This is a genomic window from Thermaurantiacus tibetensis, assembly GCF_015354055.1.
In the GTDB taxonomy this organism is placed as follows: domain Bacteria; phylum Pseudomonadota; class Alphaproteobacteria; order Sphingomonadales; family Sphingomonadaceae; genus Thermaurantiacus; species Thermaurantiacus tibetensis.
In genome coordinates, this window is the sequence record NZ_JACHTM010000003.1 from 312734 (window position 1) to 337790 (window position 25057).

20 protein-coding genes and 1 tRNA gene are annotated in these 25057 nt (G+C 71.4%); 7 read left to right on the forward strand and 14 right to left on the reverse strand.

Going from position 1 to position 25057, the window contains the following annotated elements:
* Positions 1-48: 48 nt before the first annotated feature.
* Positions 49-121: transfer RNA gene (locus H3H34_RS10135), tRNA-Thr, on the reverse strand.
* A 128-nt stretch (positions 122-249) separates the two neighbouring features.
* On the opposite strand from H3H34_RS10135, the gene H3H34_RS10140 reads away from it, so the two are divergent.
* Positions 250-1773 (forward strand): YifB family Mg chelatase-like AAA ATPase, encoded by a 1524-nt coding sequence (locus H3H34_RS10140; protein ID WP_194745153.1) that lies wholly within the window; start codon positions 250-252, stop codon positions 1771-1773.
* A 246-nt stretch (positions 1774-2019) separates the two neighbouring features.
* Here the strand turns inward: H3H34_RS10140 and H3H34_RS10145 are convergent, their stop codons facing one another.
* Together H3H34_RS10145 and H3H34_RS10150 are read right to left on the reverse strand one after the other, a co-directional pair.
* Positions 2020-3264 (reverse strand): cytochrome P450, encoded by a 1245-nt coding sequence (locus tag H3H34_RS10145; protein WP_194745154.1) that lies wholly within the window; start codon positions 3262-3264, stop codon positions 2020-2022.
* A 123-nt stretch (positions 3265-3387) separates the two neighbouring features.
* The gene (locus H3H34_RS10150; RefSeq protein WP_194745155.1) at positions 3388-4659 is read right to left on the reverse strand and encodes a dicarboxylate/amino acid:cation symporter; all 1272 of its coding nucleotides are present in this window, start codon (positions 4657-4659) and stop codon (positions 3388-3390) included.
* 78 nt (positions 4660-4737) lie between these two features.
* On the opposite strand from H3H34_RS10150, the gene H3H34_RS10155 reads away from it, so the two are divergent.
* A complete protein-coding gene (locus H3H34_RS10155) occupies positions 4738-5385 on the forward strand; it encodes an HAD-IA family hydrolase (protein WP_194745156.1) in 648 nt (215 codons plus the stop codon).
* On the opposite strand, the gene rpoN is transcribed toward H3H34_RS10155, so the two are convergent.
* From rpoN to H3H34_RS10175, 4 genes are all read right to left on the reverse strand, one after another.
* Complete coding sequence (gene rpoN, locus H3H34_RS10160) at positions 5382-6863, reverse strand: RNA polymerase factor sigma-54 (RefSeq protein WP_194745157.1); 1482 nt, start codon at positions 6861-6863, stop codon at positions 5382-5384. The genes H3H34_RS10155 and rpoN overlap by 4 nt on opposite strands.
* 7 nt (positions 6864-6870) lie before the next feature.
* Complete coding sequence (lptB, locus tag H3H34_RS10165) at positions 6871-7686, reverse strand: LPS export ABC transporter ATP-binding protein (protein ID WP_194745158.1); 816 nt, start codon at positions 7684-7686, stop codon at positions 6871-6873.
* 286 nt (positions 7687-7972) lie between these two features.
* Positions 7973-9385, reverse strand: a complete 1413-nt coding sequence (glnA, locus tag H3H34_RS10170) for a type I glutamate--ammonia ligase (protein ID WP_194745159.1) — start codon at positions 9383-9385, stop codon at positions 7973-7975.
* A gap of 53 nt (positions 9386-9438) precedes the next feature.
* The gene (locus H3H34_RS10175; protein ID WP_194745160.1) at positions 9439-9777 is read right to left on the reverse strand and encodes a P-II family nitrogen regulator; all 339 of its coding nucleotides are present in this window, start codon (positions 9775-9777) and stop codon (positions 9439-9441) included.
* Positions 9778-9975: 198 nt separating this feature from the next.
* Between H3H34_RS10175 and H3H34_RS10180 the strand changes: the two genes are divergently transcribed.
* Complete coding sequence (locus tag H3H34_RS10180; protein WP_194745161.1) at positions 9976-11523, forward strand: AbgT family transporter; 1548 nt, start codon at positions 9976-9978, stop codon at positions 11521-11523.
* Between the two features lie 31 nt (positions 11524-11554).
* Here the strand turns inward: H3H34_RS10180 and H3H34_RS10185 are convergent, their stop codons facing one another.
* The 6 genes from H3H34_RS10185 to H3H34_RS10210 form a co-directional block, all read right to left on the reverse strand.
* Positions 11555-12250, reverse strand: coding sequence for a cytochrome b/b6 domain-containing protein (locus H3H34_RS10185; RefSeq protein WP_194745162.1), 696 nt, complete (start codon positions 12248-12250; stop codon positions 11555-11557).
* The gene (locus tag H3H34_RS10190) at positions 12247-12699 is read right to left on the reverse strand and encodes a c-type cytochrome (protein ID WP_194745163.1); all 453 of its coding nucleotides are present in this window, start codon (positions 12697-12699) and stop codon (positions 12247-12249) included. The genes H3H34_RS10185 and H3H34_RS10190 overlap by 4 nt, the downstream gene beginning before the upstream one ends.
* Positions 12700-12774: 75 nt before the next feature.
* Positions 12775-14694: a sulfate adenylyltransferase subunit CysN gene (gene cysN / locus H3H34_RS10195; RefSeq protein ID WP_194745164.1), complete on the reverse strand. Its 1920-nt coding sequence runs from the start codon at positions 14692-14694 to the stop codon at positions 12775-12777.
* Positions 14694-15638, reverse strand: a complete 945-nt coding sequence (gene cysD, locus H3H34_RS10200; protein ID WP_194745165.1) for a sulfate adenylyltransferase subunit CysD — start codon at positions 15636-15638, stop codon at positions 14694-14696. The genes cysN and cysD overlap by 1 nt, the downstream gene beginning before the upstream one ends.
* 70 nt (positions 15639-15708) lie before the next feature.
* Positions 15709-16713 (reverse strand): glucokinase, encoded by a 1005-nt coding sequence (locus H3H34_RS10205; RefSeq protein WP_194745166.1) that lies wholly within the window; start codon positions 16711-16713, stop codon positions 15709-15711.
* A complete protein-coding gene (locus H3H34_RS10210; RefSeq protein ID WP_194745167.1) occupies positions 16710-18365 on the reverse strand; it encodes an alpha-amylase family glycosyl hydrolase in 1656 nt (551 codons plus the stop codon). Before H3H34_RS10210 ends, H3H34_RS10205 begins: the two co-directional genes overlap by 4 nt.
* 106 nt (positions 18366-18471) lie before the next feature.
* On the opposite strand from H3H34_RS10210, the gene H3H34_RS10215 reads away from it, so the two are divergent.
* Together H3H34_RS10215 and H3H34_RS10220 are read left to right on the forward strand one after the other, a co-directional pair.
* On the forward strand, positions 18472-19173 hold the full coding sequence (locus H3H34_RS10215; RefSeq protein ID WP_194745168.1) for a squalene/phytoene synthase family protein: 702 nt from the start codon (positions 18472-18474) through the stop codon (positions 19171-19173).
* Positions 19174-19221: 48 nt separating this feature from the next.
* Positions 19222-19755, forward strand: a complete 534-nt coding sequence (locus tag H3H34_RS10220; protein ID WP_194745169.1) for an EF-hand domain-containing protein — start codon at positions 19222-19224, stop codon at positions 19753-19755.
* A gap of 13 nt (positions 19756-19768) precedes the next feature.
* On the opposite strand, the gene H3H34_RS10225 is transcribed toward H3H34_RS10220, so the two are convergent.
* Positions 19769-22537 carry a [protein-PII] uridylyltransferase gene (locus H3H34_RS10225; RefSeq protein WP_194745170.1) on the reverse strand — a complete coding sequence of 923 codons (2769 nt, stop codon included), beginning with the start codon at positions 22535-22537 and terminating at the stop codon, positions 19769-19771.
* A 124-nt stretch (positions 22538-22661) separates the two neighbouring features.
* Between H3H34_RS10225 and H3H34_RS10230 the strand changes: the two genes are divergently transcribed.
* On the forward strand, positions 22662-24224 hold the full coding sequence (locus H3H34_RS10230) for an MFS transporter (protein ID WP_194745171.1): 1563 nt from the start codon (positions 22662-22664) through the stop codon (positions 24222-24224).
* Positions 24221-24997: an SDR family oxidoreductase gene (locus tag H3H34_RS10235; RefSeq protein WP_194745172.1), complete on the forward strand. Its 777-nt coding sequence runs from the start codon at positions 24221-24223 to the stop codon at positions 24995-24997. The genes H3H34_RS10230 and H3H34_RS10235 overlap by 4 nt, the downstream gene beginning before the upstream one ends.
* Positions 24998-25057 lie beyond the last annotated feature (60 nt).

A 25057-nucleotide genomic window follows, 5' to 3' on the forward strand; every position in this document is an offset into this window, starting at 1 on the left:
AAATGGCCGGCAGCCGCGCCGGCTGCCGGCCATCGCGCGGAACCCGCGTGCCGGATGCAGGGGTCGAACCCGCGACCTTCGGTTTACAAAACCGCTGCTCTGCCAGCTGAGCTAATCCGGCGCGTGGCCCTGATAGGCGGGCGCCTGCCCGCGTTCAACCGCCCCGAAACGCCCGCGGGCTGCGACTTTTCCTCCGCGCCCCACCCGGCTAGACGGACGCGAGGGTCGGGCCACGCGAGGGATGCGCGGATGGTCGCCCATGTCGCAACCGTTGCCTATGTCGGCCTCGAGGCCCGCGCGGTCGACGTGCAGGTCCAGCTCTCGCCGGGCGCCTTCGCGTTTCTTATCGTCGGGCTTCCCGACAAGGCCGTGCGCGAGAGCCGCGACCGGGTGCAGGCGGCGCTCGCCGCGCTTGGCCTCGCCCTTCCGCCCCGGCGGATCACTGTCAACCTGGCGCCTGCCGACCTCGAGAAGGCGGGCTCCCACTATGATCTTCCGATCGCGCTCGGGCTGCTCGCCGCGCTCGGCATCGTCGACCCCGAGTCGGTGGCCTCGGCCGTTGCGGTCGGCGAGCTCTCGCTCGACGGGCGGATTGCGCCGACGCCCGGCGTCCTGCTCGCCGCGCTCCATGCCTCGGCGGCGGGCCTCGCGCTCATCTGCCCGGCCGCGCAAGGCGCGGAGGCGCAGTGGCTCGCCACCAGCGAGCGGCCGGTCGAGGTGGTGGCGGCACCCGATCTCGCCGCGCTCATCGCCCACCTCAAGGGCAGCCGGCCGCTGCCGGCGCCCGAGGCGACGCTTGCGCCGCCGGCCGGCTTTACGGGGCCCGATCTTGCCGACATCAAGGGGCAGGACGTGCCCAAGCGCGCGATCGAGATCGCCGCCGCCGGCGGGCACAACCTCCTCATGTGCGGGCCGCCGGGTGCGGGCAAGTCGATGCTGGCGGCCGCCATGCCGGGCATCCTGCCCGATCTCGAGACCGCCGAAGCGCTCGAGGTGGCGATGATCCGGAGCGTCGCCGGCGTGCTGGAGGGGGGGCGGATCAGCAGGGTCCGGCCGTTCCGCGCCCCTCACCATTCCGCCTCGATGCCGGCGCTCGTCGGCGGCGGGCCGAAGGCGCGGCCCGGCGAGGTGAGTCTCGCCCATCTCGGGGTGCTGTTCCTCGACGAGCTGCCGGAGTTCAGCCGCCAGGTGCTCGATTCGCTTCGCCAGCCGCTCGAGCGCGGCGCGGTCGAGGTGGCGCGCGCCGAAGTGCACGTGACCTGGCCGGCGCGCGTGCAGCTGGTGGCAGCGATGAACCCCTGCCGCTGCGGCCACCTCGACGATGCGGCGCTCGCCTGCGCGCGCGCGCCCAAGTGCGCAGCCGACTACCAGGCGAAGATCTCGGGGCCGATGCTCGACCGCATCGACCTCCATGTCGATGTCCAGGCGGTCAAGGCCTCCGACCTGCTGCTGCCGCCCCCGGCCGAGACCAGTGCGGAGGTCCGCGCCCGGGTTGCGGTCGCGCGCGCGCGCCAGGCGGAGCGCTACGCGGGAACCGGGGTGCGCTCCAATGCCGAGGCCGACGGCCAGCTCCTGGAAGAGGCCGCAGCGCTCGACGGCGAGGCCCGCCAGCTGCTCCACCGCGCGGCCGAGGCGATGAAGCTCTCCGCGCGCGGCTTCCACCGGATGCTGCGCGTCTCGCGCACCATTGCCGACCTTGCCGGCGAGGAACGCGTGCGCCGCGGCCATGTCGCCGAGGCGCTCGGCTTCCGTCGCCAGCCGCCGCGGGCCTGAGCGCCTCGCTCGCCGGACGCGCCACCAGCCTGTCGCTCCCCGGGCCCGTCGCTCCCTCGGGCCCGTCGCTCCCCCGGGCCCGTCGCTCCCTCGGGCCCGTCGCTCCCCCGGGCCCGTCGCTCCCCCGGGCCCCTCGCGCTCCCAGAACGCCCCGCCGGCCCGTCGCTCCCCCGCAGCGCGCCACGGGCGCCTCGCCTTCCGGCCCGCGCGCCGCTCGCCCCCCGGAACGCGCCCTGCGCCCCGCGGCTAGCCCCGGCTCACTCTCACCGGAAGCTTCCGGAAGCCGTGGACGAAGTTGGAATAGACGCGCGTGGGCTCACCCGCGAGCTCGACCCGCATCCGCCGCTGCTGCATTTCCTCCAGCAAGATGCCGATCTGCAGCTCGGCAAGCCGGGCGCCGACGCAGCGGTGGATGCCGAAGCCGAAGGCAAGGTGGCGCCGCGCATTCGCGCGCCACGGCATGAAGACATCGCCGTCAGGGAAGATGCTCTCGTCGCGGTTGGCGGAGAGATACCACATGACGACCTTGTCCCCGGCGCGGATGGTCTGGCCGTGGAGCTCGACGTCGGCAAGCGCCGTGCGGCGCATGTGCGCAAGCGGCGTCTGCCAGCGGATGAGCTCGGCGACACCGTTCTCGATGAGCGCGGGGTCGTCCATCATCCGCTGCCAGTTTTCGGGCCAGAGGTTCTGCGCCATCACCGCGCCCGACATGGTGTTGCGGGTGGTGTCGTTGCCGCCGACGATGAGGAGGACGAGGTTGCCGAGGAACTCCTGCGGGCTCATGTTGCGGGTGGCAGGCGAATGGGCCATGATCGAGATGAGATCGGGGCGAGGCGGGGCATCGGCCCGCTCCTGCCACAGGCGGGTGAAGTAGGCCGCCATCTCGAACAGGATCTCCCAGCGCCGCCGGTTGGCCTCGTCGTCGTCGATCGCCTGGAAGTCGGTCGCCGTGTCAGACCACATGGTCAAGAGCCTCCGGTCTTCCCACGGGAAGTCGAAGAGGATGGCGAGCATGCCGGTCGTCAGCTCGATCGACACGCGGTCGACCCAGTCGAAGACCTCGCCCTCGGGCAGGGAGTCGAGGAGCTCGGCCGTGCGGCGGCGGATGTTCGGCGCATGGCGCTGCATCTCGGCCGGGGTGAAGGCCGGCGCCACCGTCCGGCGCTGGCCGGTATGCTGCGGCCGGTCCATGGCAATGAACATCGGCATCTCCGGCTCCTCGCGCTCCGGGTTTCGGTCGGCAATCGTGATGCCGCCGAGGTCCCAGCGCGAGGAGAAGAGGTCTGGCCGGCCCTCGACCTCCATGATGGCGGCATGGGTCACCACCGACCAGTAGGGGCCGAACCGGGATTCCGGGCACCAGTGGAGCGGCCCGTGGCGGCGGAGCTTCGCGAACTTGGGCAGGATGGCCCGGTGCTCGAGCCATTCGTCGAGCCGCGAGACATCGAGATCATCAAGCGTGAGCGCCGGTTCGGCAGCGAGCGTGGCCATCGGTCTCTCCCTTTCATTCCTCCCGCTGCCAAGCCTAGCCGGGGCGCCGGACGAGTCAAGGAAAATGCGGAGTTCGATTACGCAAAAACCGGTCCGAAGCGGCCGGTCCGAACCCCCGCGCGGCTACTCCGCCACCGCTGGCCGGGCGGCAGCGCGCGCTGCCTCGCGTGCTTCCCGCTCCATCTCCCACTGCGAGACGGCAGCCGAGGCGACCGCGTTGCCGACGACGTTGGTGGCCGAGCGCCCCATGTCGAGGAAATGGTCGACGCCGAGGATGAGGAGGAGGCCGGCAACCGGAATGCCAAAGACCGGGAGCGTGGCGGCAATCACCACGAGCGAGGCGCGCGGCACGCCGGCGATGCCCTTCGAGGTGACGAGGAGCAGGCCCATCATGGCCACCTGCTCGAAGAGCGTGAGCTCGATGCCGTAGGCCTGGGCAATGAAGAGGACGGCGAAGACGCAGTACATCATCGAGCCGTCGAGGTTGAAGCTGTAGCCCAAGGGCAGGACGAAGGAGGAGATGCGGTTGGGGATGCCGAACCGGTCGAGCGCGGCGAGAATGCGCGGGTAGGCAGCCTCTGAGCTTGCCGTCGAGAAGGCGAGCACGAAGGGGTCGCGGATTTCCTTCACCAGCCGGGTGAGAGGGGCGAAGCCGATCACGAACCCGCAGGCGAGAAGGTTGAGCGTGATGAGACCGAGGAGGGCGACGTAGAAGCCGCCCATGAACTTGCCGTAGGTGAGGACGACCCCGAGCCCGCGCTCGGCGATCGTGGCGGCAACCGCGGCGAAGACGGCGGCGGGCGCCACCTTCATGACGAAGCCGGTGACGATGAGCATCAGGTCCATGAGGGCATGGGCGCCCTCGAGCAGAACCTTGCCCCTCTCCCCCATCCGGGCGAGCGCGGTGCCGGCAAAGACCGAGAAGACGACGACCTGGAGGATGGCGTTCCGGGCCAGCGCGTCGAAGATCGAGGTGGGCACGAGCTCGGTTGCGAAGCGGCGGAAGGTGAAGGCCTCGGTCGAGACGCCGCTGTCGGCGGCGGCCGGAGGCAGCGGCAGGCCGAGGCCCACGCCCGGCTGGAACAGGCTGACGGCGGCCCAGCCAATGAGGAGCGCGCCGACCGACGTTGCGATGAACCAGGCGACCGCGCGAAAGCCGATGCGCGAAAGCGCGCCCACGTCGCCGCCCATGCGGCCGATGCCCGAGACCAGTGCGCCAAGGACGAGGGGCGCGATGATCATCTTGATGAGCCGAAGGAAGACGTCGGTGACGAGCGTCAGCGCCTGGGCGAAGGCCTTGGCCTCCTCGGGTGCGCGGGTGAGGTTGACGGCGCCACCCACGGCAAGGCCGAGAAGGAGGGCAGCGATGATCCAGGTGGTGAGCCCGGCGCGCATCGCGCGGCCCTAGGGCGGGCCGGCGCTTCCGGCAAGGGCGGCTTGCCGTGCGCGCGCAAGGCCGGCAGGGAACAGGGCATGGGGCAGTTCCGGGCGGTCATCTGGGATTTCGGCGGGGTCATCACCGAATCCCCCTTCGCGGCGTTCCGCCGGTTCGAGGCAGAGCGGGGCCTGCCCGATGGCTTCCTCCGGCAGGTCAACGCCACCAACCCCGATGCCAACGCCTGGGCGCGGCTCGAGCGCAGCGAGATCGACGCCGAGACCTTCGATGCGCTGTTCGCGGCCGAAAGTGGAGCGCTCGGCCACGCGGTGAGGGGTGCCGACGTGCTGCCGCTTCTCTCGGGCGCCATCCGGCCGCGGATGGTGGCAGCCCTCGACTCCTGTCGGGCGGCGGGCCTGCTCCTTGGCTGCATCACCAACAACGCCCGGGTTGGGGAAGGCCCGGGCATGGCGCCAGGGGGTGCGCGGGCGGCCGAAGTGGCGGCGGTGCTCGCCCGCTTCGACCATGTGATCGAGAGTTCGAAGGCCGGCGTGCGCAAGCCCGATCCGCGCATCTACGCGATGATGCTGGAGCGGCTGGCCGTGCCGGCGCAAGCGTGCATCTACCTCGACGACCTCGGCATCAACTGCAAGCCGGCCGCGGCGATGGGCATGACGGCCATCAAGGTGAGGGACGAAGCCGAGGCCCTCGCCGAGCTTTCCGCCGCGCTCGGGATTGCCCTCTAGGCGGCGCGGACGAGCGCCCGCCGCCGCCGGTCGAAGCTCGAGGGGATGCCCATGGCCTCCCGATACTTGGCGACCGTGCGCCGCGAGAGCGCGTGGCCTTCCTTCTCGAGGAGGGCGTGGAGGTCGCTGTCGGAGAGCGGCTTCAGCGGCTCCTCCGCCTCGATGAGCGCGCGGATCCGGGCCTTGACGGCAGCGATCGCCACGTCCTCGCCGCCGTCGGCCGAGTGGACGGCAGAGGAGAAGAAATACTTCAGCTCGAAGACGCCGCGCGCGCAGGAGAGATACTTGTTCGACGTGACCCGGCTCACGGTCGACTCGTGCACGCCCGTTGCATCGGCGACCTGGCGGAGCGTGAGCGGCCTCAGGTGCGAGACGCCGTGGGCGAAGAAGCCGGCCTGCTGCGTCACGATCTCGGAGGCGACCTTGAGGATGGTGCTCGCGCGCTGGTCGAGCGCGCGGATGAGCCACTGGGCGCTGGCGAGGCAGCCTTCGAGGAACTGGCGCTCGGCACGGTTGCCGCGGCTGGCCGCGTGCGCCGCAATGACCGCCTGGTAGCGGCGGTTGACGATGAGGCGCGGGAGCGTGGCCTGGTTGAGCTCGACCACGAAGCCCGCGGCCGTCTCGCGGACGAAGAGGTCGGGGACGACGTGGGTGACGCGTCCGCCGCCCACCCGCAAGCCTGGCTTGGGGTCGTAGCTCCGAAGCTCGCGCAACATGTCGGAAAGATCCTCGGCGTCGACGTCGCAGAGGCGCCGGAGCTGGGCGAGGTCGCCCTTCGCGACAAGGTCGAGATGGGCGATGAGGGTGGCCATGCAGGGGTCGTAACGGTCGCGCTCCCTGGCCTGGAGCGCGATGCATTCGGCAAGGGTGCGGGCACCGACCCCGGTCGGCTCGAACTGCTGGACGAGGCCGAGAACGCGCTCCGCCTCGGCGAGCGGGATGGCAAGGCGCGCGGCCACCTCCTCGAGCGGCTCGGTGAGATACCCCGCCTCGTCGAGGACGGCGATGATGGCAAGCGCGATGGCAAGGTCGGTGCCGGCGAGGCGGCTCCCGGCCTGGCGCGCCAGATGCTCGGCAAGGCTGTCCTCCTCGGCCGCCAGCATGTCGGGCGTGAAGGCGTCCTCGTCGTCACCGGGCGCACGCGGCAGGTCTGCCACGCTGTCGTGATGGAAGCGTTCCTCGACGAAGTCGACATCGAGCGCCTCGCCGCTGCCATCGGGCACGCCGCCCTCGGACTCTGCCGCCGGATCGGCGGCAGCCTGCGACAGGGGGTCGCCCGCCTCTCCAGGCTCGTCCGGGCCGGCTCCGTCACCGGTCTCGTCGCTTTCGGCGAGAAGCGGATTGCGCTCGAGCTCGGCGGCGACCTCGGCCTGAAGCTCGAGGTTGGAAAGGGCAAGAAGCCGGATTGCCGCCTGGAGCTGCGGCGACAGCACCAGCGTCTGGGTGGTGCGGAGATCGAGGCGGGGACCGAGGGCCATGGCGGGGCTAGAGGCTGAAGTCCTGCCCGAGGTAGACCTCGCGCACGCGGGCGTCCTTCACCAGCGCCTCGGGCGTGCCCTCGAACAGCACGCGGCCGTCGTAGATGATGCAGGCGCGGTCGACGATGTCGAGCGTCTCGCGGACGTTGTGGTCGGTGATGAGGACGCCGATGTCGCGCTCGCGCAGGTGCATGACGAGCTTGCGGATGTCGGCAATCGAGATGGGGTCGATGCCGGCGAACGGCTCGTCGAGAAGCATGATCGAGGGGCTGGCGGCGAGTGCCCGGGCGATCTCGCAGCGGCGGCGCTCCCCGCCGGAGAGCGCCATGGCCGGCGCGTTCCGCAGGCGGGCGATGTTGAACTCGACGAGCAGGGCATCGAGGCGCGCCGCGCGGCACGCCGGGTCAGGCTCGACGATCTCGAGAACCGCCTCGATGTTCTGGGCCACCGTCAGCCCGCGGAAGATGGAGGTCTCCTGCGGAAGGTAGCCGAGCCCGAGCGCAGCCCGGCGATACATGGGTAGCGACGTGATCTCGATGCCGTCGAGAAGGATGCGCCCATGGTCGGGCGCGGCAAGACCCATGATGGAGTAGAAGCAGGTCGTCTTGCCGGCGCCGTTCGGCCCGAGGAGACCCACCACTTCGCCGCGGTTCACGGAGAGCGAGACGTCGCGGAGGACGACGCGGCCGTCGTAGGACTTGCCGATGGAGATGACGGCAAGCCCGGTGTCCCTCGCCTCACCGCCATCGGCGCGCGCAGCGCCCCCGCCTGGGTTCGGCTCCCCCGGTTCCTGCCCGGCCCTCGCCGCGGCGACTGCCTCCACGCGCCACTCCCGCTCCGACCCCGCCTGCCGACTCCTGCCGGCGACCGACCAGCCCTGCCGCGCAGCCCCCTCCACGAACGAAGGGAACCTGCCGGGCCCTCAGCCACGAAGGCAACACCGGCCGCACGACCCAAACGGCCCGGCCGAGCCCGGCTCACGGCCTCGGCCACTTGGCAGGATTCTTGCAGGGAACTCTAGCGAGGATGTGCTGAACGCGCAACCGGAGGGGTGAAGACGGGTCCGGAGCGGACCGTTCGCCCGAACGGCCCGCTCCGGCGCCCCGCCGTCAGGCGCTGAAGTACATGTCGAACTCGACCGGGCTCGGGGTCATCTCCCAACGGAGCACTTCTTCCATCTTGAGTTCGATGTAGGCGTCGATCTGGTCGTCGGTGAACACGCCGCCCTTGGTGAACACGGCGCGGCCCTTGTCGAGGCTGATCAGGGCCTCGCGCAGCGATCCGCAGACGGTGGGCACCTTCTTCAGCTCGCGGGGCGGGAGATCATAGAGGTTCTTGTCCATCGCCGGTCCGGGGTGGATCTTGTTCTCGATGCCGTCGAGGCCGGCCATCAGCAGCGCGGAATAGGCGAGATAGGGGTTGGCGGTGGCGTCGGGGAAGCGCACCTCGACGCGCTTGGCCTTGGCGCTGGCGCCGTAAGGAATCCGACAGGAGGCCGAACGGTTGCGGCTGGAGTAGGCGAGCAGCACTGGCGCCTCGAAGCCGGGAACGAGGCGCTTGTAGCTGTTGGTCGTGGGGTTGGTGAAGGCATTCACGGCCTTCGCATGCTTGATGATGCCGCCGATGAAGTGGAGCGCCGTCTCGGAGAGACCGGCATAGCCTTCGCCCGCGAACAAGGGCTTTCCCTTGTTCCAGATCGACATGTGGGTGTGCATGCCCGAGCCGTTGTCGTCCTTGATGGGCTTGGGCATGAAGGTGGCCGTCTTGCCGTAGGCCTGCGCCACCATCTGCACGACATATTTGTAGATCTGCATCCGGTCGGCGGTCTGGACGAGCGTGCCGAACTCGAGGCCGAGCTCGTGCTGGGCGGCTGCGACCTCGTGGTGGTGCTTGTCGCAGGGCAGGCCCATCTCGAGCATGGTGGCCACCATCTCGGAGCGGAGATCCATCGCCGAGTCGACCGGCGGCACCGGGAAGTAGCCGCCCTTGGCGCGCGGCCGGTGGCCGAGGTTGCCCTCGTCATACTGGCGGCCGGAGTTGGTGGGGAGCTCGACGTCGTCGATGGCGTAGTGGCCGCCGGCATAGCCCTGGGCGAAGCGGACGTCGTCGAACACGAAGAACTCGGCCTCCGGGCCGACATAGACCGTATCACCGGCGCCAGAGGCCTTGAGATAGGCCTCCGCGCGCTTGGCGGTCGAGCGCGGGTCGCGGCCATAGAGCTCGCCGGTTGCGGGCTCGACGATGTCGCAGAAGAGGATGAGCATCGGCGTCGCCGAGAAGGGGTCGATGTAGTGCGCGTCGAGATCCGGCTTCAGGATCATGTCGCTCTCGTTGATCACCTTCCAGCCGGCGATCGACGAACCGTCGAACATGAAGCCTTCGGTCAGGTTGTCCTCGTTGATGACGCGCTTGGCCATCGAGAGGTGCTGCCACTTGCCCCTGGGATCGGTGAAGCGGAGATCGACCCACTCGATCTCCTTCTCCTTGATGATCTTGAGGATGTCTTCGGGCTTGGTGGCCATCGCTGCTCTCTCTCCTGGAAAATGAAAGTTCGGACTGACCTCGGGCCCAGGGCTCAGATGGCGTCGAGGTCGCGCTCGCCAGTGCGGATCCTGACCGCGGCCTCGACGGGCGAGACGAAGATCTTGCCATCGCCAATGCGCCCGGTGCGCGCGGCCGCGGCGATGGCCTCGACGACCCTGTCGACCTGGGTGTCGTCGACGACGACCTCGAGGCGGACCTTGGGCAGGAAGTCGACGATGTATTCCGCTCCGCGATAGAGTTCGGTGTGACCCTTCTGCCGGCCGAAGCCCTTCGCCTCGGTCACGGTGATGCCGGACACGCCGACGTCGTGAAGCGCTTCCTTCACCTCGTCGAGCTTGAACGGCTTGATGATGGCCTCGACCTTCTTCATCGCACTCCCCAGGGCCAGGCAGGCGAGCGGCGCCGCCCGCGCTTCCAAGCCAGCAAGGTTCGTGCCAACCTCCAAAACCCGGGGCAGCACCCCACGAACGGCCGCGGGCGCTGCCCGATTCTCCGGCAAGGCTGATGAAGAAGCGGGCAGCACTCGCCGGCTCGACACCGGCCGCGCGCTCGTCCACTGGGCCGCGCCATGGCCAAGACCGCTCCCGCCGAAACGCCCGAGGGCCTGATCCTCCGGATCGCCCGGCTCATCCCCGACCCGGTCGTCATCTTCATGGCGCTCTGGCCGCTCTTCTTCCTCGCGAGCACGGCGCTCGGCGGCTACAGCTACGAGGCGCGAAGCCCGACCGGCGGAACGGTGACCCAGACCATCCGCGACATGTCCACGCGCGAGGGGGTCCTGTGGATCTTCGACAACATGGTCGTCCAGAACTTCCTTGCCTTCGGCGGCGGGGTGCTCGGCATCATCCTCGTGATCGTCATGGCGGTCGGTGTCGCCGAGCATGCCGGGCTGCTGGGGGCCCTCATCAAGCGGGCGGCCTCGGGCATTCCGGGGCGGTTCCTGGCGCTTGCCGTCGTGTTCCTCGGGGTCATGAGCTCGCTTGCGTCAGACGCTGGCTACCTCATCCTCGTGCCGCTCGCCGGGCTCCTCTACGCCTCGGTCGGCAGGCACCCGCTCGCCGGCATGGCCGCTGCCTTCGCCGGAGTCTCCGCCGGCTTCTCCGCCAACCTCGTGCCCGGCACCACGTCGGACGTGATCATGGGGGTGAACGCCCGCGCCTTCGCCGAGGCCCAGGGCGTGCCCTTCCTCGGCTCGCTCGGGCAGGCGCTGACCCCGCCGACCATGACCTACTGGTTCACCGCCGCTTCGGTCTTCGTGCTGGCACCGGTCGGCGCCTGGGTCACGCACCGGTTCGTCGAACCGCGGCTCGCGGGCCTCGGCTGGGAGCGGCCGGGGGACCTCGACATCGGCGCCTTCGCACTCACGGCCGAGGAACGGCGGGGCCTGCGCTGGGCGGGCCTCGCGCTTGCGGTCGCGCTCCTGCTCGTCTGGCTCCTCGCGCGCGGGCCGCTTGCCCCGTTCGACAGCCCCGAGACGGGGCAGCGGGTGGTGCCCTACCTCGAGCGGCTGGTGCTGCTCATTGCCTTTGTCTTCCTGGCGGTCGGGGCCGCCTTCGGCTTCGGCGCCGGCACCTTCCGCTCGGTGAAGGACGTGGTGGCGGGCATGGTGAAGCAGATGAACACGATGGGTTACGTCATCGTGCTCGCCTTCTTCGCCTACAACGCGCTCTCGCTCTTCTCCTACTCCGGGCTCGGTGCGCTCCTCACCCACCTCGGGGCGAGCGGCCTCATCGCGCTCGGCCTCGAGAAGCTGCCCGTCCTGCTGCTGCTGGCCTTCGTGCTGCTCACCGCGCTCGTGAACCTGGTGGTGGGCGGCCTCACCTCCAAGTGGCTGCTGCTCGGCCCCATGTTCGTGCCGATGCTCTACACGGTGAATCCGGCGATGACGCCGGACGTGGTGGCGGCGGCCTACCGGGTGGGGGATTCGGTCACCAACATCATCACGCCCATGATGATCTACGCCGGCGTGATCCTCGCCTTCATGCGCCGCTACGTGCCGGGCTTCACGCTGGGGGAAATGTTCGTGATGATGTTTCCCTACTCCGTGGCGTTCCTCGTGGCCTGGTCGGGCCTTCTCGTGCTGTTCTTCGCCGGCGGCATCCCCTTCGGCTTCTAGGGCCGACCGGGGCCGGCCCAGCCTTTCCGCCTCACGCGCCGGAGAGTTCCGGGAGCGGAGCGCCCGCCCCCACCCACCAGGCCAGCGCGACGGCGAGCGCGACCGCGACCACCAGGGCAAGGGGCGAAGCCCGCGCGGGCTCGCGCACCGCCTCGGGCACCGCCTTGCGGCCGGTGATCATGGGCAGCAGCAGGTCCTCGCTCCGCCCGAGGAGATACCAGGTGATGGCAAGGATGTGGAGCGCGCCGAGCGCGAGGACGAGGTTGAACAGCCGGTGGTGCCACGTCCGCGCGAGCTCGCCCGTCTCGTAGGAGACGAGGTGGTTGAGCGGCCCGGAGAACATGCCGTCGATGTCCTGGGCGAAGAGGCCGAGGACGGTCTGGGCAAGGAGCACGAGGAGGATGGCAGCGACGCTCCAGCCGCCCAGCGGGTTGTGGCCGAGATGATGCGGCCGGCTGCCTGCGAGGTAGGCGCGGATGGCGCCCGGCCCTTTCAGGAAGCTCGCGAAGCGCGCCGTCTCGCTGCCGACGAGGCCCCAGAGGATCCGGAAGACGAGGAGGCCGAGGACGACGGTCCCGATCCGCACGTGGGTCTCGAGCTCGCCCTCCTCGCCGGTCCACCACATCGCGAGCAGGAGGGGCACGAGCGTCCAGTGGAACAGGCGGACGGGGAGATCCCAGACGCGGACGATGCGCGCCGGCCCCTCGCCGGACGCTTGCGCCCTCACTTCTTCAGGCGGAACTGGTCGTGGCAGGCCTTGCAGGTAGGCCCGACTGCGTCGGTGGCAGACCGGATCCGCGCGATGTCGCCGGACTGCGCGGCGGCCTCGAGCGCGCGGACGGCGGCGATGTGGCGGTTGGCCACCTCGGTGAAGCCGGCCGGATTCTGCCAGATGGCAGGCAGCGCTTCGGTCTTCACTCCCGATTCCGGGCCGCTGCCGGCGGGAAAGCCGTTCGGGATCCGCTGCGAGGCCGCGGTGAGATCGGCGGCCGCCGCACGCAGCACGGCGAGCGAGGGCCGGGAGGCCTTCAGCTCGTCGTTGATGGTCTTGAAGGCCTTGGCGATCGCCTTGAAGTTGTTCTGGCGCGCCTCGATCACGCTTGCCACCTGGGCAGAGGCCGCCCCGGCCGCCGCCAGAACCGTGAGGCCCAAGAGAGCCGAACCGAATCGCCGCATGCCACGCCTCCTCCTGTTGCAGCGCCTTTTCCTAGCGGCAGCCGCCGGGCCTGCCAACGCCCGGCCCGGCGGGGCTCAGTCCTCGCCGAGCAGTCGGGCCACGACGAGGCGGGCCGCCTCCTCGGGCGACGTGCGGGTGGTGTCGATGCGCAGTTCCGGGGCCTCGGGCGGCTCATAGGGGCTGTCGATCCCGGTAAAGTTCCTGAGCTCGCCGCGGCGGGCCTTGGCGTAGAGGCCCTTTACGTCGCGCGCCTCGGCCACTTCGAGCGGGGTGTCGACGAAGATCTCGAGGAACTCGCCCTCGGGGAGCATGCGCCGCACCATCTCGCGCTCGGCGCGGAACGGCGAGATGAAGGCGGTGATCACGATGAGCCCGGCATCGGCCATGAGGCGCGCCACCTCGCCGACGCGGCGGATGTTCTCGATCCGGTCGGCCTCGGTGAAGCCGAGGTCGCGGCAGAGCCCGTGGCGGACATTGTCGCCGTCGAGCAGGAAGGTGTGGCGGTTCATCCGGTGGAGCCGCTTCTCGACCAGGTTGGCAATCGTCGACTTGCCCGAGCCGGACAGGCCCGTGAACCAGAGCACGGCCGGCTTCTGGTTCTTGAGCGCCGCGCGCGCCTCGCGGCTGATCTCGAGCGCCTGCCAGTGCACGTTCTGCGAGCGCCGCAGCGCGAAGTGGAGCATGCCCGCACCCACGGTGCGGTTGGTGAGCCGGTCGATGAGGATGAAGCCGCCGAGTGTGCGGCTGTCGGCGTAGGGCTCGAAGACGATGGGCCGGTCCGTCCGCACCTCGGCCACGCCGATCGCGTTCATCTCCAGCGTCTTGGCCGCCAGATGCTCGAGCGTGTTGACGTTGAGCACGTGCTTCGGGTGCGCAACCGTTGCCGTCACCGTCTGGGTGGCGAGCTTCAGCCAGTAGCCGCGGCCGACGTGAAGCGGCGCATCGTCCATCCACACGATCGTCGCCTCGAACTGGTCGGCCACCTGCGGGGGCGCGCTGGCAGCCGCAATCACGCTGCCGCGGCCCGCCTCGACCTCGTCGGCAAGGGTCAGCGTTACCGACTGGCCGGCCGCCGCCTCGGCGAGATCGCCCTCCATGGTGACGATGCGGGCCACCCGCGTCGTGCGGCCGGAGGGCAGCACTCTCACCTCGTCTCCGGGCCGGATGACCCCGGAGGCGACGAGCCCGGCAAAGCCCCGGAACGTCTGGTCGGGGCGGTTCACCCACTGGACCGGCATGCGGAACGGGCGGGCGCGGGCGCGGTCCCAATCCACCTCGACCGTCTCGAGGTGGGCAAGGAGGGTGGGGCCGGCATGCCAGGGCATCCGCGCCGAGGGGGCGGTCACATTGTCGCCAGCCAGCGCCGAGAGGGGGATGGCCACCACCTCGCCGATGCCGAGGCGGTCGGCAAAGGCCCGGAACTCGGCGACGATGGCAGCGAAGACGGGCTCGCCGAAGCCGACCAGGTCCATCTTGTTGACCGCCAGCACCAAGTGGCGGATGCCGAGCAGGTGGGCGATGGTGGCGTGCCGGCGGGTCTGGGTGACGACCCCTTTCCGCGCATCGACGAGGAGGATGGCAAGATCGGCGGTCGAGGCGCCGGTTGCCATGTTCCGGGTGTACTGCTCGTGGCCGGGCGTGTCGGCAACGATGAACTTGCGCCGCGGGGTGGCGAAGTAGCGGTAGGCCACGTCGATGGTGATGCCCTGCTCGCGCTCGGCGGCGAGGCCATCGACGAGGAGCGCGAAGTCGAGGTCGTCGCCCTGGGTGCCGTGGCGACGCGAGTCCGCCGCGAGCGCTGCGAGCTGGTCCTCGAGAAGCGCGCGGCAGTCGTGGAGGAGCCGGCCAATGAGGGTCGATTTGCCGTCATCCACCGAGCCGCAGGTGAGGAAGCGCAGCAGCCCCCCGGTGGCAGGTGCCGGCGCGGCCGCGCCCTCGGGCGCCGCCAGGGGTTCGGCGGCAGCGCGGGCCAGCGGAGAGTCGCGCCCGTCCATCAGAAGTAGCCCTCCTGCTTCTTCCTCTCCATCGAGGCGGCCTCGTCATGGTCCACGGCACGCCCTGCCCGCTCGGAGACGCGGACGGCCTGCATCTCGGCCATCACCTCGGCAAGCGTTGCCGCCCGGCTCTCGACCGCGCCGGTGAGCGGGTAGCAGCCGAGCGTCCGGAAGCGGACCCATCGCGGCTCGACCGTCTCGCCGGGCAGGAAGCGGAAGCGGTCGTCATCGACGACGAGCAGCAGGTTCCCCCGGCGCACGGTGGGGCGTTCGGCCGCGAAGTAGAGCGGCACCAGCGGCACGCCCTCGCGGGCGATGTAGGCCCAGATGTCGAGCTCGGTCCAGTTCGAAAGCGGGAAGACGCGGATGCTCTCGCCCGGGTTCTTGCGCGCGTTGTAGAGGTTCCAGAGCTCGGGCCGCTGCGCCTTCGGGTCCCAGGCGTGGGAGGCGCTGCGGAACGAGAAAATCCGCTCCTTGGCGCGGGCCTTCTCCTCGTCGCGCCGGGCGCCGCCGAAGGCGGCATCGAAGCCATGGGCGTCGAGCGCGGCGACGAGCGCTTCCGTCAGCATGAGGCGGGTGTAGACGGGCGTGGGCGTGTCGAACGGGTTCACGCCTGCTGCCGCGGCGGCGGCATTGTGGTGGACGATGAGCTCCATGCCGGCGGCAGCCGCCATCCGGTCGCGGTGAGCGAGGACATCCGCGAAGTCCCACCCGCTGGCGATGTGGAGGAGCGGGAAGGGCGGCGGTGCAGGGAAGAAGGCCTTGCGCGCGAGGTGGAGCATCACCGCCGAGTCCTTGCCGACCGAGTAGAGCATCACCGGCCGTTCGCACTCGGCCACCACCTCGCGCAGGATGTGGATGGACTCGGCCTCGAGCCGGTCGAGGTGGTCAAGCGGGCGCGGCGGAAGGCGCGTCTGCGACAGGTGGGCGGCCGAGGCCGTCATGGACCCTTGGACTGCGGACATGAACCCACGCTGCTAGCAGAGCCGCGCGCGGGGCGCTGCCACTTTTCCTTCATGCGAGGGGAGATGGTCTTGGCATGGCGCGCGCGGCGCGGGCGAGGGCGAAGCCGGCAAGGGCCGCGCCGAGGAGCGCGGGCTCGGGGTGGGTGATGCGGAACAGCGGCAGCCGCTCCATTCGCCCGGCAAACCGGCCCTTGGCGAGGAAGCGGGTGCGGAAGGCGGGCGCCGCGAGGCGCGCACCAAGCCGAGAGGCGATCCCGCCGCCCAGCACCACCGCCTGGGCGCCATGAGCAAGCGCGAGATCCCCGGCAACGGCGCCGAGGATGGCAAGCCAGCGCTCGAGTGCCTCTGCCGCAAGCGGATCCCGGCCGTCGCGCGCGGCCTCCCAGAGGGTGGCCGCATCGGCCGGCGCGGCCGCAGGCGTGCCCGCTCCGGCCGTGGCGGCGAGCGCGCCATGGATGGCGGCGAGCCCCGGCCCCGAGGCGAGCCGTTCGGCCGAGACCCGCCCGAAGCGCTTGCGGAGGGCCGCAACGAGCGAATCCTCGAACGCGTCGGCGGGCGCGAAGCCGATGTGGCCGGCCTCGGTCGCCAGCACCCGCGGCCTCCGCGGGTCGGCAAGCAGGAGGGCAGCGCCGAGACCGGTGCCTGGAGCGACGAGGCTGATGACCCCGCGCGCGGGCCAGACGGCGGGGCCGGACACATGGGCCAGGCCGGCCGGGCCGAGGCGGAGCACGGCATGGCCGGCGGCTTCCACGTCGTTGAGGAGGTCGAGCCGCGCAAGGCCGAGCCGGGCGGCCACCGCCTCCGCCGCGATCGCCCAGCCGGCGTTGGGCATCGTGACCGGCCCGTCGCCGACCGCGGCGGCAACCGCGATCGCGGCCCGCCGCGGCAGCCGCTGCCCGAGCCCGGCGCGGGCGGCCTCGAGCGCCTCTGCGAGGCCGGGGAAGGACCCGGTCTGAAGCCGGACGACGGGCCCCAGCGCCACCCCGGCCCCCGCGCGCCGGGCGACGGCGAAGCGCGCGTGCGTGCCGCCGATGTCGCCGACAAGGAGGGTCATGCGCAGCGCTCCTGCCCCGCACCCTCCCCCTGCCCCTCCCCACCCGGCGCGAAGGCGATGAGCGCAGCGCGCGGCGGAAGGAAGCCCGGCTCCGCCCCGTTGACCGCAGCGAGCACCGCCCCCGTGCCGAGGGCGTGCCGGCGGGGCACCTCGCCCAGGTTGAACAGGCAACGCAGCCGCTCGCGCCCGCGCACCCGGTCGAAGGCGAGCAGGGTGTCGTCGGCAACGAGCGGGACGAAGCGGCCAAGCCGCAGCGCCGGGTGGCGCCGGCGGAGCGCGAGCAGGCGGCGGGCCAGCGCGAGCGTCGACTCCGGGTCCCGCTCCTGGAGGTCGGCGGCGAGCGCGGCATGGCCCTCTCCGATGGGCAGCCACGGCGTGCCAATGGTGAAGCCGGCGTGCGGCGCACCGGCCACCCAGGGCATTGGCGTGCGGGCGCCGTCGCGGCCCAGCGTCAGCGGCCAGTTGGCGATCGCCTCCGGGTCCTTCAGGTCGGCGAACGGCACCTCGGCCTGCGGCAGACCCAGCTCCTCGCCCTGGTAGAGGAGGATCGTGCCGCGCAGCGCGACGAGGAGCGCAAGCAGCAGCCGCGCCATCGGCGCGCGCGCTTCGGGCGGCGCCCAGCGCGAGACGGCGCGCACGGCGTCGTGGTTCGAGAAGGCCCAGCTCGGCCAGCCGACACCGGAGCGGGCCGGGAAGCCCGCCATCGCCTCCACCACGAGCGCGGGGGCGAGGCGCGGTGCGCGCAGGAACGCGAAGCCGTAGGCCGAATGCAGGCGCCCCGGCGCAGTCGCGCGGCGCATGTCGGAAAGGGGCGTCGGGCTCACCACCTCGGCCAGTGCAAACCGGTCGGGGAAGGAGTCGAGAAGGCCGCGGATCTCGGCATGGAGGCGCGGCAGCGCCGGGTGCGAGAGGGTGTGGCGCGGCGTCTGGAAGTCGAACGGGCGGCTGGGCCGCTCCGGGCGGACGGGTGCGGGCGGGTTGTTCCGCAGCCGCTCGTCGTGGAGAGCGAAGGTGATGGCATCGAGGCGCAGGCCGTCCACGCCGCGCGCGAGCCAGAAGCGGCCGATGGCGAGCACGGCGGCCCGCACGGCGGGGTGGTGGAGGTTGAGGTCGGGCTGCGCCTTCAGGAAGTTGTGGAAATAATACTGGCCCCGGCGGGCGTCCCAGGTCCAGGCAGGGCCGCCGAAGACGCTCTGCCAGTTGTTGGGCGGGCTTCCGTCGGGCCTGGCATCGGCCCAGACATACCAGTCGGCGCGCGGGTTGGTGCGGCTCGCGCGGCTCTCGGCAAACCAGGGGTGCCGGTCGGAGCTGTGGGACCACACCATGTCGAGGATGACGCGAAGCCCGAGGGCGTGGGCGCGGGCAAGGAGGGCATCAAAGTCGGCGAGCGTGCCGAACGCCGGGTCCACGTCGCAGTGGTCGGCCACGTCGTAGCCGAAGTCCGCCATGGGCGAGGGGTAGAAGGGCGAGATCCAGACTGCATCGGCGCCGAGCGCGGCGATGTGGGGTAGGCGGGCGGCAAGGCCCGGCAGGTCCCCCACCCCGTCGCCGTTCGAGTCCATGAAGCTCTGCGGCCACACCTGGTAGATGACCGCCCCCTTCCACCAGGGTGCCGAAGGCCGCCCCGCTCCTGCGCGCCTCGCCTCGGCCATCCGCCGCCTCCTCACGGCCCCTGCCGCCGCCCCGGCGCATGGAAGGCCGCAGCCCTGCGTGCAAGCCGGTCTGGACGCCGCGCGCCGCCCGCGGAAGAGGAGCGCCATGGAGGACGCGCTCGCCCTGCTCCGCACCGCCTGCCGCGAGCGCTGGCTGGCGCTGCTCTGGCTTCCGGTGCGGCTGCGCCAGCCGCTCGCCGCCCTCCTTGCCTTCGATCTCGCGCTCGAGCGGGTGGTGGCGGAGGTGCGCGAGCCGCTCCTCGCCGAGATCCGGCTTGCCTGGTGGCGCGAGCGGCTGGCCGAGCTGGCCGGCGGGGCGCGCCCCCCGGCCGAACCGCATCTGCGCGCCCTTGCCGCCCATGCCCGCCCCGCGGGCGCCGACCTCGTGGCGCTCGAGGGGCTCGAGGACGCCCTCCTGCCGCTGCTTGGCGGCACGGCACCCGCGCTTGCCGACGTGGCCGCCCGGCGCGGCGCGGCGCTCGCGGCAGCCAGCACCCCGCTCGTCGGGCCGGGCAGCGCGCCGGCACTTGCGCGGCTCGCCTTCGCCCGCTTCGCCCGCCGGCCGTGGCCGGCGCGCGCCGGTGCCATCGCGGACGGGCTTGCGGCCTGGCGCGCGGCACCGCCGCCCGCCTTCGAGCGCGAGACGGGCGGCACACCACCCGCCCTTGCCGGTCTCGACCGGCTCGCCCGGGCCGATCTCCTCCGGCTGCGCGGCGGTCTTGCGCTCAAGCCGGCCGCCGGCGCCGGCCGGCAGCTCGTGCTCGTGCGCGCGGCTTTCCGCCTTCCCTCCCGCGCGCGGAGCTGGTAGGCGCGCCCCGGGGTCGGGCAGCTGCGCCGCGAGGCGCCGGAGACGACGATGGCCCCGCTTGCCCGCACCCTGTCCCGCATTGCCGCGTCTGCCGGCGCAGTCGCCCTCTTGGCCGTGGCCGTCATGCTCTGGAGCCGCTCGGAAGGCGGCCGCGCCGATGCTGCCGCCACCTCGCGCACCGCGGCCACCGCTGCAGCCGCCGGCGAGGCTCGCCCCCTGCCGGCGGCGGCGGATGCGGAGCTCGTGGAGGAGGAAGACCCGTTCACGCTGCTCGCCGAGCCGGCCCCGGCCCGCCCGCTCAGCCGCGAGGAGAAGCGCTTCGCCCGCGCCGACCGGAACGGTGACGGCGTCGTGAGCCAGGCCGAGTTCCTTGCCAACCGCCGGCGCAACTTCGACCGCCTCGACCGCAACCGCGACGGCGTGCTCAGCTTCGAGGAATATGCGGCGGAAGGGATCCGCAGGTTCGGCGAAGCGGACAGAAACGGCGACGCCCGCCTCGACCCGGCCGAGTTCGCGGCAACGGCCCGGCCGCCGAAGACGCAGACGGCCGCCCGGAACGCTCCGCCCTGCGAGTGCAGCTAGCGCGCGGGCCCGGTCATTCGGCGGCCTGCGCCGGCCGCGGGCGCTGGGCTGCAGGCGCCGCCGCCACCTCGAGCAGCCGTTTCTCGAGCGCCTTGAGGCGCGCAGCTTCCGTCAGCTTGTCGCCGGTCAGGTCGGTCAGATAGAAGGTGTCGACCGCGCGCTCCCCGTAGGTCGCCACATGGGCCGAATGGATGGTGACCCGGAGGCCGTAGAGCGCGTAGGTGAGGCCGTAGAGCAGCGCGGGCCGGTCGAGCGCGTTCACTTCGACGACGGTGAAGCGGTTGGACGCGCGGTTGTCGATGAAGACCTGCGGCTCCACCCGGAAGGCCTCCTGCCGGCGCCGCGGCAGGGGCCGGGCGGAGAGCCGCTCGGCGAGTCGCACCCGGCCGAGAAGGGCATCCTCGATGGTGCGGGCGAGGCGTTCGAGCGCCGCAGGTTCGTCGAACGGCCCGCCGAGCGGGTCGGCAACGACGAGGTTGTCGAGCGCCATGCCGTCGCGGGTGGTGTGGATGCGGGCGTCGAGGATGTTGGCGCCGGCAAGGCTGATTCCCCCGGCGATGCGGTAGAAGATGCCCGGGTGGTCGGTCGCGTAGACCGTGACGAGGGTGGTGCCGCGCACCGGGTCGGGCACGCAGCGGATGGAGAGCGCCCGCCCTTCCGCGTCGGCCTCGGCTGCCAGCCGGCAGTTGGCCAGCAGCACCTCGTCGGTCTCGGCCAGCCAGTAGCTGTCGAAGAAGCGGCGGGCATGGCGCTCGAACTGCGCGGGCGGAAGACCGCTTGCCGCGGCAAGCCGCGCCTTGCGCTCGGCAATCCTCGCCTCGCGGCCGGTCTGCTTGTGGCCGAGGCGGAGCACTTCCTCCGCGCTTTCGAAGAGGGTGGTGAGCAGCTGCGCCTTCCACCCGTTCCAGACGCCGGGCCCGACGGCGCGGATGTCGACGACGGTCAGCACCAGGAGAAGCCGCAGCCGCTCGACGCTTGCCACCCGGTCGGCGAAGTCGAGGATGGTCTTCCAGTCGGCCAGATCCCGCTTGAAGGCGGTCGCGCTCATGAGGAGGTGGTAGCGGACGAGCCAGGCGACCGTCTCGGTCTCGGCGGGCGAGAGGCCGAGCCGCGGGCACAGCCGCTCGGCCACCTGCGCGCCGAGGACGGAGTGGTCGCCGCCGCGGCCCTTGGCGATGTCGTGGAGGAGGACCGCAACGTAGAGCACCCGGCGCGAGACGATGAGGCGCATGATGCCGGTGGAGAGGGGATGCTCTTCGGCCAGCTCGCCGCGCTCGATGCGGGAGAGGAGCCCGATCGCCCGAATGGTATGCTCGTCCACCGTGTAGTGGTGGTACATGTCGTACTGCATCTTGGCGACGACGCGCCCGAAGTCGGGCACGAAGCGGCCGAAGACGCCGGCCTCGTTCATGAGCCGAAGCTGCTTTTCCGGATCGCGCCTTGAGGTCAGCACCTCGAGGAAGAGCGCGTTCGCCCGGGGGTCGCGACGCACCTTCTCGCCGATGAGCGGCGCGTCGCGCGCGGCCTGGCGCATGGTGAGCGGGTGGATCTCGAGCTCGTGCGCATCGGCCAGATGGAACAGCTCGAGCAGACGGACCGGGTCCTCGCGGAACCAGTCGTCGCCGGGCGCCTCGATCCGGCCGCGGCTCAGGAGAAAGCCGTTCAGAGTCCGCGGCCGCCGGAGCGCAGGCGTGAAGCGGGCGCGCCGGCTGGTCTGCTCCTCGAGGTGGGCGAGGAAGAGGCCGGTCAGGTCGCCGACGGTGCGCGCCGTCATGAAATAGTGGCGCATGAAGCGCTCGACGGGCGCCGAGCCGGGCCGGGCGCGGTAGCCCATGCGCTCGGCGATCTCGCGCTGGAGATCGAAGGTGAGCCGCTCCTCAGCACGGCCCGCCAGGTCATGGAGCTGCACGCGAATGGCCCAGAGATGGTTCAGCGCCCGCAGGAACTGCCGCAGCTCGGCGGGCGTGAACAGGCCCTTGTCGACGAGTTCGGCCGGGTCATCGGCCTCGTGGACGAACTTGCCGATCCAGAACAGCGTCTGGAGGTCGCGCAAGCCCCCCTTGCCTTCCTTGATGTTGGGCTCGACGAGGTAGCGGCTGTCGCCCATGCGGCGGTGACGGGCATCGCGCTCGGCCATCTTGGCGGCGACGAACTGGCGGGCGCGGCCGGCGACCACCTCCTGCCGGAAGCGCCAGGCGAAGCCGTCGGCAAGCAGGCGGTCGCCCCAGAGGTAACGGGCCTCGAGCAGAGCGGTGCGGACCGAGAGGTCGGCGCCTGCCATGCGGATCGCCTCGTCGGCGGTGCGCGTGGAGTGGCCGACCTTCAGCCCGAGGTCCCAGAGCGTGTAGAGCAGGCTTTCGACCACCTGCTCGACCCAGGGCGTGCCCCGGAGCGGTGGCAGGAACATGAGGTCGACGTCGGAGAAGGGGGCGAGCTCGCCGCGGCCGTAGCCGCCGACGGCAAGCATCGCCAGCCGCTCGCCTGCGCTGGGGTTGGCGGCCGGGTAGAGCTGCCCGGTCGTCACGTCGAAGGCGACGCGGAGCAGCTGGTCGACGAGGAAGCTGTTGGCGTGCGCGAGCTCGAGTCCGCGGCCCGGGGTCTCGCGGATTCGGCGGCGCAGCTCGGCGCGCCCGGCCGCGAGCGCCCCCTTCAGGACGGCGACGAGCGCGGCACGCCCCTCCCCTGCCGGCGCTTCGGCGACCGCGCGCACGGCTGCATCGGCCACGTGGCGCCGGTCGATCAGCGCCCGCCGGTTCGGGACATGGTCAGCGCGCATGGGCAAGGCAGGCCTCGAGATGCAGATAGGACGGTTGGCGAAGGCTTGCCAGCCGGGGCCGATCCTTGCGCCCCTTGCCAAGCCTGCCGCAAGCCGCCACGCCCAGACGGCAAGGCCGAAGGGAGGACGCATGCACGGGAGAGAGCCCGAAACGGAGCGCGCGCGCGTGGGCGGGCCCTACAGCTGGTATGTGCTTGGCGTCCTCGTCCTCGTCTACGTGATGAACTTCGTCGACCGGCAGATCATGGCGATCCTCGCTGAGGACATCAAGGCAGACCTGAAGGTCGGCGACGCCGAGATCGGCTTCCTCTACGGCACCGTGTTCGGCGTCTTCTACGCCCTCTTCGGCATTCCGCTCGGGCGGCTCGCCGACAGCTGGCACCGCATCCGCCTCTTGACCATCGGGCTTGCCCTCTGGTCGGGCATGACCGCGCTCTCCGGCTTCGCGAAGAGCTTCGGCCAGCTCGCCGCAGCGCGCATCGGGGTGGGAGTCGGCGAGGCGAGCGCCAGCCCGGTCGCCTTCTCGGTGCTCTCCGACTATTTCCCGAAGGAGAAGCGGGCGACCGCGCTCGCCATCTACTCCTCGGGCCTCTACCTCGGCGGCGGGCTCTCGCTCTTCATCGGCGGCCTCATCGTGAAACGCTGGAACGCGGCCTTTCCCGAAGGCGGGCCGCTCGGCCTCGTCGGCTGGCAGGCCGCCTTCCTCGCCGTCGGCATCCCCGGCCTCCTCCTCGCACTCTGGGTTGCCACCCTGCGCGAGCCGGTCCGCGGGCTTGCCGACGGCATCGCGAGCCCGCCGGTGCCCGACCCGTTCCGCCGCTTCTTCACCGAGCTGTCCGCCGTGCTCCCGCCCTTCACGCTTCTCCACGCCGCCCGGTTCGGCGCGCGCGCCTTGGCCGTGAACATCGCGGGGCTCGGGGTCGCGCTCGCCTTCATGGCCGCCATGATCCGTTTCACGGGCAACTGGCCGCAGTGGGCGGCAATCGGGCTTGCCGGCTACGCGGTCTTCTCCTGGGCGCAGTCGATCCGCCGGCGCGACCCGCCCACCTTCGCCCTCATCTGGGGCACGCCGACCTTCCTGTTCGTGGTTGCCGGCTTCGGCCTCATCTCGATGATCGGCTACGCGGTCGGCTTCTGGCAGGCGCCCTATGCCATCCGCACCTTCGGTGCCGACAAGGCGGTAGCCGGCTTCTTCCTGGGCGGTGGAGGAGCAGCCGGGGGTTTCCTCGGCGTCATCCTCGGCGGGCGCCTGTCGGACTGGTTCAAGCGCCGGAACCCGGCAGGCCGAATCTTCATCGGCTTCGTGGCGCTGCTCGGCGCTGCCCCCTTCTTCATCCTCCAGTTCACGACCGACTCGGAGACGCTCTTCTACCTCTGGGGCTTCCTCGCCTCGGTGTTCGCCTCCACCTGGGTGGGGGTGGCGGCTGCCACCAGCCAGGACCTCGTGCTGCCGCGGATGCGCGGCGCGGCCACTGCCACCTACTTCCTCGGCACCACCATCATCGGGCTGGGGCTGGGGCCGTTCCTCGTCGGCAAGATGTCGGAGCTGCTCGGCGATCTCGGCCAGGCCATCCTCTCGCTCTACGTCTTCGCCGTGCCCATCCTCGTCCTTCTCGTCCTTCTCTACCGCACGCTCCCGGCGGCCGAAGCCAGCCGCGTGGCGCGTGCCCGTGCCGCCGGAGAACCTGCATGAGCCTTGCCATCGCCTCCCTCTTCTCGGTTGCCGGCAAGACCGCCGTGATCACCGGCGGCAGCCGCGGCATCGGCGAGATGATCGCCCGCGCCTATGTGGAGAACGGCGCCCGGGTGATCCTGACGAGCCGCCGGGCCGAGGATGTCGAGGGGCTCGCCGCCACGCTCGGGACTGCCGCCACCGCCATTCCGGCCGACCTCTCGCGGATGGACGAGATCGACCGCTTCGCCGCCGAGGTCGGGCGGGTCGCGCCGAAGGTGGACGTCCTGTTCAACAACGCGGGGGCCTCCTGGGGCGCGCCATTCGGGAGCTTCCCCGAGCACGGCTGGGACAAGGTGATGACGATCAACCTCAAGGCCGTGTTCTTCCTGACCCAGCGCCTCCTGCCGCTCCTCGAGGCGGCGGCAACGCCGGACGATCTCGCGCGGGTCATCAACATCGGCTCGATCGACGGCCTCCACGTGAGCCCGATCGAGAGCTACAGCTACGCGGCCTCGAAGGCCGGCGTGCTCCACCTGACCCGAATGATGGCGAAGTTCCTCGCCCCGCGCGGGATCGCGGTGAACGCCATTGCGCCGGGCTACTTCCCCTCGAAGATGACGGCCGGGATTGCCGACCGGGTCGATGCGGAGGTGCTGAAGGCAACCCCGCTCGGCCGCTGGGGCACGACCGAGGACATGGCGGGCGTGGCCCTCTTCCTCGGCGCGCGGGCATCGGCCTATCTGTGCGGGAGCGTGGTGACGGTGGACGGCGGCTACGCGACGACCGCGTGACCGGCCCCTGGGGGCGGCGCTCGCCAGGGTCAGTCATCGCGGGGCGGACGCCGGCGCGAG